Source organism: Streptomyces sp. NPDC002324 (assembly GCF_053593335.1).
Genome location: NZ_JBSFCF010000043.1, coordinates 1 through 12,911, shown reverse-complemented (window position 1 = coordinate 12,911; position 12,911 = coordinate 1). Strand labels below are relative to the sequence as shown.

General features: G+C 71.1%; 11 protein-coding genes. 9 read left to right on the top strand and 2 right to left on the bottom strand.

All coding sequences use genetic code 11. The annotated features are described in order from the left end of the window. Nucleotides 1-131 precede the first annotated feature (131 nt). From ACWCRJ_RS37115 to ilvD, 3 genes are all read left to right on the top strand, one after another. Nucleotides 132-953 (top strand): sugar phosphate isomerase/epimerase family protein, encoded by an 822-nt coding sequence (locus tag ACWCRJ_RS37115; protein WP_050399570.1) that lies wholly within the window; start codon nt 132-134, stop codon nt 951-953. Then, nucleotides 950-1,567 (top strand): TetR/AcrR family transcriptional regulator, encoded by a 618-nt coding sequence (locus ACWCRJ_RS37110; protein ID WP_450943416.1) that lies wholly within the window; start codon nt 950-952, stop codon nt 1,565-1,567. Before ACWCRJ_RS37115 ends, ACWCRJ_RS37110 begins: the two co-directional genes overlap by 4 nt. A gap of 206 nt (nt 1,568-1,773) precedes the next feature. After that, entirely contained in the window at nt 1,774-3,627 is a 1,854-nt protein-coding gene (ilvD, locus tag ACWCRJ_RS37105; RefSeq protein WP_450943415.1) for a dihydroxy-acid dehydratase, read from the top strand. A gap of 213 nt (nt 3,628-3,840) precedes the next feature. Here ilvD and ACWCRJ_RS37100 read toward each other — a convergent pair whose 3' ends face one another. Continuing rightward, nucleotides 3,841-6,144 (bottom strand): serine/threonine-protein kinase, encoded by a 2,304-nt coding sequence (locus tag ACWCRJ_RS37100; protein WP_450943414.1) that lies wholly within the window; start codon nt 6,142-6,144, stop codon nt 3,841-3,843. Between the two features lie 196 nt (nt 6,145-6,340). Between ACWCRJ_RS37100 and ACWCRJ_RS37095 the strand changes: the two genes are divergently transcribed. From ACWCRJ_RS37095 to proC, 6 genes are all read left to right on the top strand, one after another. Next, nucleotides 6,341-6,694: an SH3 domain-containing protein gene (locus tag ACWCRJ_RS37095; RefSeq protein ID WP_450943413.1), complete on the top strand. Its 354-nt coding sequence runs from the start codon at nt 6,341-6,343 to the stop codon at nt 6,692-6,694. Between the two features lie 153 nt (nt 6,695-6,847). Continuing rightward, nucleotides 6,848-7,402 (top strand): EamA/RhaT family transporter, encoded by a 555-nt coding sequence (locus tag ACWCRJ_RS37090; protein WP_450943412.1) that lies wholly within the window; start codon nt 6,848-6,850, stop codon nt 7,400-7,402. A gap of 140 nt (nt 7,403-7,542) precedes the next feature. Continuing rightward, nucleotides 7,543-8,349, top strand: coding sequence for a class I SAM-dependent methyltransferase (locus ACWCRJ_RS37085; RefSeq protein ID WP_450943411.1), 807 nt, complete (start codon nt 7,543-7,545; stop codon nt 8,347-8,349). A gap of 217 nt (nt 8,350-8,566) precedes the next feature. Beyond that, nucleotides 8,567-9,382 (top strand): ABC transporter ATP-binding protein, encoded by an 816-nt coding sequence (locus ACWCRJ_RS37080; protein ID WP_450943410.1) that lies wholly within the window; start codon nt 8,567-8,569, stop codon nt 9,380-9,382. Next, nucleotides 9,379-10,167 carry an ABC transporter permease gene (locus ACWCRJ_RS37075; RefSeq protein WP_450943409.1) on the top strand — a complete coding sequence of 263 codons (789 nt, stop codon included), beginning with the start codon at nt 9,379-9,381 and terminating at the stop codon, nt 10,165-10,167. Before ACWCRJ_RS37080 ends, ACWCRJ_RS37075 begins: the two co-directional genes overlap by 4 nt. Nucleotides 10,168-10,282: 115 nt before the next feature. Further along, nucleotides 10,283-11,095 carry a pyrroline-5-carboxylate reductase gene (proC, locus tag ACWCRJ_RS37070; protein ID WP_020113787.1) on the top strand — a complete coding sequence of 271 codons (813 nt, stop codon included), beginning with the start codon at nt 10,283-10,285 and terminating at the stop codon, nt 11,093-11,095. A gap of 12 nt (nt 11,096-11,107) precedes the next feature. On the opposite strand, the gene trpS is transcribed toward proC, so the two are convergent. After that, on the bottom strand, nt 11,108-12,103 hold the full coding sequence (gene trpS / locus ACWCRJ_RS37065) for a tryptophan--tRNA ligase (RefSeq protein ID WP_450943408.1): 996 nt from the start codon (nt 12,101-12,103) through the stop codon (nt 11,108-11,110). Between the last annotated feature and the right edge of the window lie 808 nt (nt 12,104-12,911).

Sequence of the window (12,911 nt, the reverse complement as noted above, 5' to 3'; positions counted from 1 at the left end):
CGCTCAGCCCCCACCGGCCCGCGGCCGCCCTCCCCGAGCACCCCGACGGCGTACGGGCGGGCCCACCCGCCCCCGGCCGACCTCACGCCCCCCGGCCCACCCGACCCGCCCCACCCCGTAGGCTGTCCCGCGTGGCAGAACCCGTACGGATCCCGGACGCGAAGGTCGCGCTGTCCACGGCCTCCGTGTATCCGGAGTCGACGGCCACGGCCTTCGAGATCGCCGCACGCCTGGGCTACGACGGCGTGGAGGTCATGGTCTGGACCGACCCGGTCAGCCAGGACCTGGAGGCTTTGCGCCGCCTCTCCGACTACCACCAGATCCCCATCCTCGCCGTACACGCCCCCTGTCTGCTGATCACCCAGCGGGTGTGGTCGACCGACCCGTGGGTCAAGCTCCAGCGCGCCCAGGCCGCCGCCGAGAAGCTCGGCGCGAGCACGGTCGTCGTACACCCCCCCTTCCGCTGGCAGCGCCAGTACGCGCGCGACTTCGTCACCGGGATCTGGCGGATGGCGGGCGAGACGGACGTGCGGTTCGCCGTCGAGAACATGTACCCCTGGCGCTACCGCGACCGCGAGATGCTCGCGTACGCCCCCGACTGGGACGTGACGAAGGACGACTACCGGCACTTCACGATCGACCTCAGCCACTCCGCGACCTCCCGCACCGACGCCCTGGAGATGGTCGACCGCATGGGCGACCGCCTCGGCCACGTACACATGGCCGACGGCAGGGGATCGGCCAAGGACGAGCACCTCGTCCCGGGCCGGGGCAGCCAGCCCTGTGCCGAGCTGCTGGAACGTCTCGCCCACACCGGCTTCGACGGCCACGTCGTGATCGAGGTCAACACCCGCCGCGCCATGTCCGCCGCCGAGCGCGAGGCCGACCTGGCGGAGGCCCTCGCCTTCACCCGGCTGCACCTCGCCTCCGCCGTGCGGGTCCCCCGGCCGTGACCTCGGCCACTCCCCGCCGCCGGGGCCGGCCCTCCCGTACGGAGTCGGCCGACACGCCCGCCGCACGCGACCGTATCCTCGCCGCGGCCCGCGAGGAGTTCTCCGAGCGCGGCTACGACAAGACGTCCGTACGCGGCATCGCCAAGGCCGCCGGGGTGGACTCGGCGCTCGTGCACCACTACTTCGGCACCAAGGAGCAGGTGTTCGAGGCGTCCATCGAGGTGGCCTTCGGACCACTCCTGAGCGCCCCCGGCTCGATCGCCGAGGGCCCCCTCGACGGAGTCGGCGAGCGGCTGGCCCGCTTCTTCTTCGGGGTGTGGGAGAACCCGGCGACCCGCGCGGCGCTGCTCGCGATCGTCCGCTCCGCCGTGAACAACGAGGTCGCGGCCACCGTCTTCCGCCGCCTCGTCTCGGCACAGCTGCTGCGCCGCGTCGCCGCCCAGCTCGACCGCCCGGACGCGGAGCTGCGCGCCGAACTGGCCGCCGCCCAGATGGTGGGCATCGCCATGCTCCGCTACGTGATCAAGGTGGAGCCGCTGGCGTCGGCGGACCCGGAGCAGATCATCCGAAGGGTCGCCCCGATGGTGCAGGCCCACCTCACCGCGCCCGACTAGGCGCGAGCCCCCACCCGCGCGCGACCCGCCTCCCCGACGGTGCCGTCGACCCCCGCCCGCCCGCCTCCACCCACCCCCCGGTCCCGCAGTCGAAAACCGAGACGACCGTCCCGCATTCCGGACAAGCTGTCCAACCCTTGGCGCAACGGGCGTACGCTCGATGCAGTCAGAACTCTCTGATCGCAGTCTCTGAAGGAGCGAGCGCGATGCCCCAGCTGAGGTCCCGCACAGTCACCCACGGCCGCAACATGGCGGGCGCCCGCGCCCTTATGCGCGCCTCCGGTGTACCGGGCGCGGACATCGGCCGCAAGCCGATCATCGCGGTCGCCAACAGCTTCACCGAGTTCGTGCCGGGCCACACCCACCTCCAGCCGGTGGGCCGAATCGTCAGCGAGGCGATCACCGCGGCCGGCGGCATCCCGCGCGAGTTCAACACGATCGCCGTCGACGACGGCATCGCGATGGGCCACGGCGGCATGCTGTACAGCCTGCCCTCCCGCGACCTGATCGCGGACAGCGTGGAGTACATGGTCGAGGCCCACTGCGCCGACGCCCTGATCTGCATCTCCAACTGTGACAAGATCACCCCGGGCATGCTGAACGCCGCCCTGCGGCTCAACATCCCGACCGTCTTCGTCTCCGGCGGCCCCATGGAGTCCGGCCGGGCCACCCTCGTCGACGGCACGGTCCGCACGCTCGACCTGGTCGACGCGATCTCCGACGCGGTCAACGACAAGATCTCGGACGAGGACATCCTCCGTATCGAGGAGAACGCCTGTCCGACCTGCGGCTCCTGCTCCGGCATGTTCACTGCCAACTCGATGAACTGCCTGACCGAGGCCATCGGCCTCTCCCTGCCGGGCAACGGCTCGACCCTCGCCACCCACACCGCCCGCAAGGCGCTGTACGAGGACGCCGCCCGTACGGTCATGGACATCACCCGCCGCTACTACGAGCAGGACGACGAGACGGTCCTGCCGCGCGCCATCGCCTCGTTCGCGGCCTTCGAGAACGCCATGGCCCTCGACATCGCCATGGGCGGTTCCACCAACACGATCCTGCACCTGCTGGCCGCCGCCCAGGAGGCGGGCGTCCCCTTCGGCCTCGACGAGATCAACGCGGTCTCGCTCCGCGTGCCGTGCCTCGCCAAGGTCGCGCCGAACGTCGCCAAGGACCGCACGTACTACATGGAGGACGTGCACCGCGCCGGCGGCATCCCGGCCCTGCTCGGCGAACTGCACCGCGCGGGCCTGCTCAACGAGGACGTGAACTCCGTCCACAGCGCCTCCCTCGCCGACTGGCTGAAGACCTGGGACGTGCGCGGCGGCTCCCCGTCCCCGAAGGCCGTCGAGCTGTGGCACGCGGCCCCCGGCTGCGTCCGCTCCGCCGAGGCCTTCTCCACCTCCGAGCGCTGGGACACCCTGGACGAGGACGCCGAGGGCGGCTGCATCCGCTCCGCCGAGCACGCCTACTCCAAGGACGGCGGCCTCGCGGTCCTCAAGGGCAACCTCGCGGTCGACGGCTGCGTGGTGAAGACGGCCGGCGTCGACGAGTCGATCTGGACGTTCGAGGGCCCGGCGGTCGTCTGCGAGTCGCAGGAGGAGGCCGTCCAGAAGATCCTCATGAAGGAGATCAAGGAGGGCGACGTCGTCGTCATCCGCTACGAGGGCCCCAAGGGCGGCCCCGGCATGCAGGAGATGCTCTACCCGACCTCGTACCTGAAGGGCCGCGGCCTCGGCAAGTCCTGCGCGCTGATCACCGACGGCCGCTTCTCCGGCGGTACCTCGGGCCTCTCCATCGGCCACGCCTCGCCCGAGGCGGCCGCCGGCGGCACGATCGCCCTCGTCGAGGACGGCGACCGCATCCGCATCGACATCCCGAACCGTTCGATCGAGCTGCTGGTCGACGACGCCGAGCTGGCCCGCCGCGAGCAGGCCCTGAACGGCGTCTACGCCCCGAAGAACAGGGAGCGCAAGGTGTCGGCCGCGCTGCGCGCCTACGCCGCGATGGCCACCAGCGCCGACAAGGGCGCGGTGCGGGACGTCAGCAAGCTGGGCTGAGGGCCCCGCGGAAACAGCACATCGAGGGCCGTTCCCCTAAGGGACGGCCCTCGTTCGTGCAGCCACTCGCTTGTGAAGCCAGGCCGAGAAGTCAGTCGGCCGACGAGAGTCAGTCGGCCGACGAGAAGTCAGTCGGCCGTGAAGCCACGGCCGTGAAGTCGCGGCCGTGAAATCGACGCCGCTCGAACCCGCCCGGTCGTGACCGGGGGAGGGTCACCAGCTCCCCGGATCGTTCCCGTCCAGCCCGAGCACCGTCCCGTCGAGCGCACCCGCGCAGACCCGGCCGTCGATGACCACGGGCTCGGGCAGCGAGGCGGTGACCCGGCCCGGGTCCCCGAGCCGCGACGGCGTGTCCCCGCTGATCCCGCCCTTGTGCACGTCCACCGCGAGCAACCGCCCGTCGGACGCGGTGAAGTACACATGCCGGTCGTCGGCGACCGGCGCCGAACTCCGCGCGACCCCCGTCTCCGTCCGCCACAGCTCCTTACGGGCCTTCATGTCGACGGCCGTGAGAGTGCCCTCCGCGCCGCTCAACAGGTACACGACGTCGCCCCGCACCACCCCGTGGGCCCCTTGGAGCGGCACGGGCAGGGCGACCCGGACCGTGCTCCCGGTGCCGGGGTCGTACCGGACCACGGCGACCGTGTCGTCGTAGGCACCGCCGATCGCGCCCAGGACGAGGGCGCCGTCCTGGACCCCCAGCAGTTCCAGGTGGCCCTCCAGCGGGGCGTCCCAGCGCACGTCCCCCGTCCTGGGGTCCACCGCGGTGATCCGCGTGCGCGCCCCCGCCCCCTTGCCGGTGACACTCGCCAGATACGCCGACCGGTCCCCGTCGAACGACGTGAAGTACGCCTCCGGCTGCCCCGGGATCCGGCCGCTCCACAGCGTGTCGCCGGTGGCGCCGTCCACACCGGTGACCGTCCCGTCGGCGGCGGTCAGCAGCAGCGCGCCACCGGCGTAGTGCCTGCCGCCGTACGCCGAGACGTCCCGCTCCCACCGCACCTTCCCGGTGCCCGGGTCCAGCGCCTGGGCGCGGCGGCTCTCGTCCGTCAGCACCTGCACCAGCCCACCCGACACGACGGGCGGGTCACCCGTGCCCAGCGCACCCGCCCCGTCGACGGTGTGCCGCCACAGCACGCTGCCGTCCGCCGGATCCAGCGCGGAGACCAGCCCCGGCTGCACGCACAACAGCTTCCCCGCCCCGTACGAGCAGTGCGGCGCGCTCCTGTTCTTCGCCGCCGGCCTGGTGGCCCAGGCTTCGAGGGCGGGCGCGTCGGCCGCCGCACGACCGGCCCGGGGCGAGGCCGTGCCACCGTCGGTCCGCCCGCCCTCGTTTCCCAGCGCCCGCACGGAGGCGAACCCTCCGCCCGCCACGAGCACCACCGAGACGGCGACGAGCACGGCCCGCATGCGCGACCGGCGACCGGCCCGGCCGCCGGCCTGGTCCGTGCGCCGCCCGGAGTCCCCTCGCCCTTCGGCCCCGACGCGGCCGCCGCCCGAATCGGCGCCGGTGCCTGGGTCCGCATCCGCATCCGTGCCGGTGCCGGTGCCGGTGCCGGTGCTGGTTCCGGTGCTGGTGCCGGTGCCTGGGGCGTCCTCCTTCACGTCCGCGGCCCGGCCCGGCGGAGACGCCCAGCCCGCCCCTTCTCGCTCCCGCCGGGTCGTCATGAGGGTCTGGGTGTCGTACGAGGCGGCCACGGACCGGAGTTCGTGCATCAGCTCGTCCGCCGTGGGCCGGTCCCCGGGCTCCTTGGCCAGGCAGGCGCGGACGAGGGGAGCGAGGTTCTCGGGTACGTCGGTGAGGTCCGGCTCGTCGTGGACGACCTGGTAGGCGACGACATAGGGACTGTCGGAGTCGAAGGGCCCGCGCCCGGTGGCCGCGTGCACGGTGACCGAGCCGAGGGCGAAGATGTCGGCCGCGGGTCCGACCTCCCGGGGCCGCCGGAACTGCTCGGGGGCCATGAACGGCGGTGTGCCGATCAACTTCCCCGTCTCGGTGCGCAGTTCGCTGTCCTTCGGCCGCGAGATACCGAAGTCGATGACTTTGGGACCGTCCTCGGCGAGCAGTACGTTGCTGGGCTTGAGGTCCCGGTGCACGACGCCGGCGCGGTGGATGTCGCGCAGCGCCTCCGCGAGCCCGGCCATCAGCCGCCGCAACTGCCCCGGCGGCATGGGCCCGTTCCGCTTGACGTACTCGGCGAGGGTCGGGCCGGGGATGAAGAGGGTGGCCATCCAGGGTCGCGCGCTGTCGGTGTCGGCATCCACGACCGGGGCGGTGAAGGCGCCGCTCACCTGTCGGGCGGCGGCGACCTCTTGTTTGAAACGCCCTCTGAACTCGGGGTCCTTGGCGAACTCGGCGTGCACCACCTTCACCGCGAGCCGCAGACCGGACGTGGAGGCGGCCAGATGGACGACGCCCATGCCACCCGAACCCAGACACGATTCCAGACGGTACTGGCCGGCGTACTCGGGAAGTTCCGCTTCCGCACCCGACCCGGTGCCGCGCTGCGGTGCCATGGGTCCACCCCCGTGCTCTTTCGGCCGCTCGCGCGACGTTCGGAGCCTAGTCGATGACACGTACGGGACAGAGGCGGCTTGCTAGCCTTCACGTGCGAAAAACGCACAGGTGTGTGTGTCCTGATCCAGGGGTATCAAAGGGTCCCCATGCCCTGCATGGGGGTCAAACGGGGTTTCAAACGGGGGGAGTTCAGCCATGTCTGTCGACCATGTCGAGGAGATCGCGGGGGACGGCGAGGGGGAGCGGACCGTCACGGCATCGGCAGAGGTCTCGGCCACCGCCGCGACGGCCACGGCAGCCGTCCGCCGCTACTCGGTGGCGCCCGGCGTCCGTCTCAACGTCCGAAGCGGCCCGAGCACCAGCTACGGCATCGTCCGCGTCCTCTCCGAGGGCGTCACGGTACCGATCTACTGCCAGACCCCGGGCCAGACCATCTCCGGCCCCTACGGCACCACGAACGTCTGGGACAACATCGACGACGGCCAGTACATCTCCGACGCCTACGTCTACACCGGCAGCGACGGCTACGTGGCGGGCCGCTGCGGCTGACCCGGAAACCGGGGCCGGCTGACGCCACGGCGCGGCGGCATGAAGAGCACCGCGGTACCCCGCGCGGGGTACCGCGACCGGGCCGGTCCGGCCGTCCCGGGGAGCCCGGACACCGCCGCGAAGCCGCTCCGCCCCCGGAGCCATAATCGACCTGTGAGCGACAAGCCGAAGAACGACCCGGCGGGGCAGACGCCGAGGCAGGAGCCGCAAGGGCCGCAGGCGCCCTCGGCCGCCTCCCCGGCGACCCCCACGGGCCCCCGCCCCGAACCCATCCGCTTCTTCGGGACGACCTGGCTGCACCACGACGGCAACTACACGGCCCGCCGCGCGACCGTCACCGCCGGCTCGCTCGCGGCCCTGGCCGTCTCCTGCCTGGTACTGCGCCTGGCCCACGAGGGCCTGCAACTGGCCGCGGTCGGCGGTTTCGTCAGCATCCTGGTCGTCGTCATGTTCGCCATCTGCAGCGCCCTGGCCTTCGGCCACACCTGGGGTGCCTACACCAAGCGCCCGGACCCGGCCCGTCACGCCTCCCTACGGGGCCTCCTCACCATCGGCTTCCTCGGCTCCCTGACCGCCTACTTCCTCCGCTCCCTGAAAGAGGCCCCGGGCGAGTCCCTCCACCGCGAGGAGTACACGGAGGCCCGCCGGCAGTACGACCGCCGCACAGCCAAGCGCACGAAGAACCCGGCCAAGCGCCGCCGCCCCTGACCGACCGGCACGTCACCGCCCCGTCAGGTGCGCGGCGAACTGCGACGCGGGAGGGCGCAGCCCCCGGGAACGGGACGGATAGGTGCGGCCTGGGCGAGGCCCCCTCCCCCACGCCACCCCACCGGACCACGATGTCCCCCATGACCACATCCCGCCCCCACCCCTCCCACACCGTCCGAGCCCACTCCTTCAACGCCGCCGCAGCCCGGTACGCGGCGAACCGCCCCTCCTACCCACCCGCCCTCTTCGACACCATCGAAGCCCTGGCCTCGCGCCCCCTCCCCGGCGCACGCGCCGTGGACGTGGGCGCGGGCACCGGCATATCCACCGCCCTCCTCCACACCCTCGGCGCCGACGTCCTCGCCGTGGAGCCCGGCGCAGGCATGGCCGCCCAGTTCCGCCGCGGCCACCCCCACATCCCCCTGGTCCGCGGCGACGGCAACGCCCTCCCCGTCGCCACCGCCTCCACCGACCTCCTCACCTATGCCCAGTCCTGGCACTGGACCGACCCCGCCCGCTCGGTTCCGGAGGCCCTCCGCGTACTCCGCCCCGGCGGCGCACTCGCCCTCTGGTGGAACACCGACGCCATCGACGTCTCCTGGATCGCCGACGCCACCGTCCGCATCCACCACTTCCTCGGCGTGGACCCCGGCACCCCGATCGAGAAGAGCGGCTCCGGCGCATCCGCCGCCCTCGCCGACACAGCCGCCCTCGCCGGCACCACCGACCGGCTCGACTTCACCCGCCACCAGATCCGCTGGAGCCGCACGGTCCCCCTGGACACCCACCTGGCCAACATCGCCAGCCACTCGGGGTTCCTGGTCCTCGGTGAAGAGGCCACCTCCTCGTTCCTCACCGAGGAACGAGCCCGCCTCCACAGACTCTTCCCCACCGAGACCATCGAAGAGATCTACGACGTGGACCTACTGGTGGCCATCCGCCCCTGAACGGCCCCTCCTGCCCGGGAACACCCTCCCCCCGTAGGCACCCTCCGACCGGCCCGCCTCCGCAATCACCCCCCTCCGCAATCACCCCCCGCCGAGCGCCCGCGCCCCCCACGCGCCCGCTCGCACTTCCGCCTGCCCCCGCCCGGAACCCGCCCCGCCCAGAACCCACCTCACCCCCTCACTTGACGTCCCCCTCGCCCTGCGCAATATTCATCGCATGATGAATAACTCCGGGAGTGAGCCCCCACCCCCACCCGCCGTCCACGCCCAGAACCTCACCGTCGCCCGAGGACCGCGCACCGTGGTCCGCGCCGTCGACTTCGCCGTCCCCCAGGGCCAGATCACTGGCCTCCTCGGCCCTTCCGGCTGCGGAAAATCCACCCTGATGCGAGCGATCGTCGGCACCCAGGCCAAGGTCACCGGAACCCTGGACGTCCTCGGCCGCCCCGCGGGCGACGCCACCCTCCGCTCCCGCATCGGCTACGTCACCCAGGCCCCCTCCGTCTACGACGACCTGACCGTCAGCCAGAACCTCGCCTACTTCGCCGCGATCCTCGACCCCGGCCGCGCGGCCGCCGACCGCCGCCACGAGAACGTCACCCGGGCCATCGCCGACGTGGACCTCACCACCCACGCCGACGCTCTCGCCGGCAACCTCTCCGGCGGTCAGCGCAGCCGCGTCTCCCTGGCCGTGGCCCTCCTCGGCGCCCCCGAACTGGTGGTCCTCGACGAGCCCACCGTCGGCCTGGACCCCGTCCTCCGCCGCGAACTGTGGGCCCTCTTCCACACCATCGCCCACGAGCGCCGGGCCACCCTCCTGATCTCCTCCCACGTCATGGACGAGGCCGAGCGCTGCCACCGTCTCCTCCTCATGCGCGAGGGCCGGATCCTCGCCGACGACACCCCCGAGGCCCTCCGCATCCGCACCCACACCGAAACGGTCGAAGAGGCCTTCCTCCGCCTGGTCGACGAGGCCACAGCGACCGCGCCCACAGCCACGACCGACGCACACCAGAAGGAGCCGGCGCGATGACCGCCACGACCACATCAACGCCCCCGGCAGCTTCCCGCCCCAGGGCCCTCAGCTACTCCCGCACGACGGCCACAGCCGCCCGAGTCCTCCGCCAACTCGGACACGACCCCCGCACGATCGCCCTGCTGATCCTCATCCCGTGCGTGATGCTGTTCCTGCTGCGCTACGTCTTCGACGGCAGCCCACGCGTCTTCGACTCCATCGGCGCCTCACTGCTCGGCATCTTCCCCCTGATCACGATGTTCCTGGTGACCTCGATCGCGACCCTGCGCGAGCGCACCTCGGGCACCCTGGAACGCCTCCTCTCCATGCCTCTCGGCAAGGGAGACCTCATCGCCGGCTACGCCCTCGCCTTCGGCACCCTGGCGGTCGTCCAGTCCGCCCTCGCCACGGGTCTGGCCGTCTGGTTCCTCGACCTGGACGTCACCGGCTCCCCCTGGCTCCTCCTGATCGTCGCCCTCCTCGACGCTCTCCTCGGCACCGCCCTCGGCCTCTTCGTCTCGGCCTTCGCCTCCTCCGAGTACCAGGCCGTCCAGTTCATGCCGGCCGTGATCTTCCCCCAGCTCCTCCTCTGCGGCCTGTTCACCGCCCGCGCGAACATGCACCCCGCTCTGGAGGCCATCTCCGACTTCCTCCCCATGTCCTACGCCGTCGACGGCATGAACGAAGTCCTCCTCCACACCGACATGACCGCCACCTTCGTACGCGACATCGCGATCGTCGCCGGCTGCGCCGTCCTGGTCCTCACCCTGGGAGCGGCCACCTTGAGGCGCCGGACGACCTGATGCCGCCCGCCACACCACCCGGCCGACGTCCCGCCCACCGGACACGCCGACCGAACGCGCACCCCCGGTGCGAGGATGGCCCCAGGACGACGCACCCCCGGAGGGCACCCGCACCATGAGCCAGAAAGTCGCAGTCCTCGGCACCGGCAAGATCGGCGAGGCCCTGCTCAGCGGCATGATCCGAGCCGGTTGGGCACCCGCCGACCTCCTGGTCACCGCCCGCCGCCCTGAACGCGCCGAAGAACTCCGCACCCGCTACGGCGTCACCCCGGTCACCAACGCCGAGGCCGCGAAGACCGCCGACACGCTCATCCTCACGGTCAAGCCGCAGGACATGGCCACCCTCCTCGACGAACTCGCCCCGCACACCCCCGCCGACCGCCTGGTCGTCAGCGGCGCGGCGGGCATCCCCACCTCCTTCTTCGAGGAGCGCCTGGCCGCAGGCACCCCCGTCGTCCGTGTCATGACGAACACCCCCGCCCTCGTGGACGAGGCCATGTCCGTCATCTCCGCCGGCAGCCACGCGAGCGAGGCCGATCTCGCGCACGCCGAGGAGATCTTCGGCGCCGTCGGCAAGACCCTCCGTGTCCCCGAGTCCCAGCAGGACGCCTGCACCGCCCTCTCCGGCTCCGGCCCGGCGTACTTCTTCTACCTGGTCGAAGCCATGACCGACGCGGGCATCCTCCTCGGCCTGCCCCGGGACAAGGCCCACGATCTGATCGTCCAGTCCGCCATCGGCGCGGCCACGATGCTCCGCGACAGCGGCGAACACCCCGTCAAGCTCCGCGAGAACGTCACCTCTCCCGCCGGCACGACGATCAGCGCCATCCGTGAACTCGAGAACCACGGAGTGCGCGCCGCGCTGATCGCCGCACTGGAGGCCGCGCGCGACCGCAGCCGCGAACTGGCCTCCGGCAAGAAGGACTGACGCCCCGCGCGGTCAGCCGGCCAGCAGACCGATCGCCCGGTACGCCTCATCCACCCTCGGCCGAGCCATCCCTCTGGCCCTCTCCGCACCCAACCGCAGCACCCCCTCCACATACGCAGGATCCGCGCACAACTCCTTGTGCCTCTCCTGTACGGGCCTGAGGAGCTCGACCACGGCCTCTGCGGCGTCCTTCTTCAGTGCTCCGTACGATTCATATACACCGCTCAGGTCCTCGGGGTTCCCACCCTTACAGGCGGCGAGGATCTCCAGCAGATTCGCGAGCCCCGGCCGTTTCTCCGGGTCGTACACGACATCCCGCCCGCTGTCGGTCACGGCCCGCATGACCTTCTTCCGCGCCACATCCGGCTCGTCCAGCAGATACACGATGCCCGGCCCGACGTCGTCGGTCTTCCCCATCTTCGACGTCGGATCCTGGAGGTTCATCACCCGGGCCGCGACCTTCGGACGTGTGGCCCGCGGCACCACGAACGTCCGCCCGTACCGCTGGTTGAAGCGCACGGCCAGGTCCCGCGTCAGTTCCACATGCTGCGTCTGGTCATCGCCCACGGGCACCTCGTCGGTCCCGTACGCCAGGATGTCCGCCGCCATCAGTACGGGATAGGTCAGCAGCGACAGCCGGACACTGCCGCCCCGCTCCCGTTCCCGCGCCGCCTTCTCCCTGTACTGGATCATCCGCCGCATCTCGCCGTCCGTGGCCACGCACTCCAGCAGATACGACAGCCGCGCGTGCTCGTCCACATGACTCTGGACGAAGACGGTGCACAGCTCCGGGTCGAGGCCCGACGCCAGCAACAGGGTGGCCGCCTGCCTGGTGAGCCTGCGCACCCGCGCCGGGTCGTGGTCCACGGTCAGCGCGTGCAGATCCACCACACAGAACAACGCGTCCGCCCCGTGCTGGTCGACCTCGGCCCACCGCCGTACGGCTCCCAGGTAGTTCCCCAGCGTCAGATGCCCCGTCGGCTTGATCCCGCTGAACACCCGTGTCATGTCTCCACCTCCTGATCAGGACCGCCGCCACCGGCCGGCCGCCCCACAGGAGGGAGATACGAGAAACGGCCGCCGGGGGCGGCGGCCGTCGAGTACATACGTGCGTACGGCCGCCTTCAGGCGGCCCACCACTGCTGGTGACACGTACGCGTCGTCATGGGGGTCAGGCTACGCCTCACGGGACCGCGCGGCAGCGAGTTGACACACCTCGAGCCGGTACGTAGTGTTCTCCGGGTTGTCCGACGTGAGCGCCGACCTCGGTCGGTCCCCGGACAGCCATTCCGCAGGTAACCACCAACAATCGACGACCTGTCGTCGTGTCCTTGGCATGTGTATTTGCGAAATGAGGAATCCGCGTTCGAAAGGACGCAGCCCCCGATTAGCTCGGGGGCGGGGAATCCGCTAAAGTCTCACTCGTCGGAACGGCCCAACAGCCGCGAGGACAACACCCGCTGACTGGGAATCAGGCCCGAAAGGATCTGATAGAGTCGGAACCGCCGGAAAGGGAAACGCGAAAGCGGAAACCTGGAAAGCACCGAAGAAATCGGAACCGGAAACGGTCTGATAGAGTCGGAAACGCAAGACCGAAGGGAAACTGCCCGGAGGAAAGCCCGAGAGTAGTTTGGGTGAGTACAAAGGAAGCGTCCGTTCCTTGAGAACTCAACAGCGTGCCAAAAATCAACGCCAGATATGTTGATACCCCGTCCGCCGGACAGTGTTCCGGTGGTCGAGGTTCCTTTGAAACAAACACAGCGAGGACGCTGTGAACGGCCGGGCTTATTCCGCCTGGCTGTTCCGCTCTCGTGGT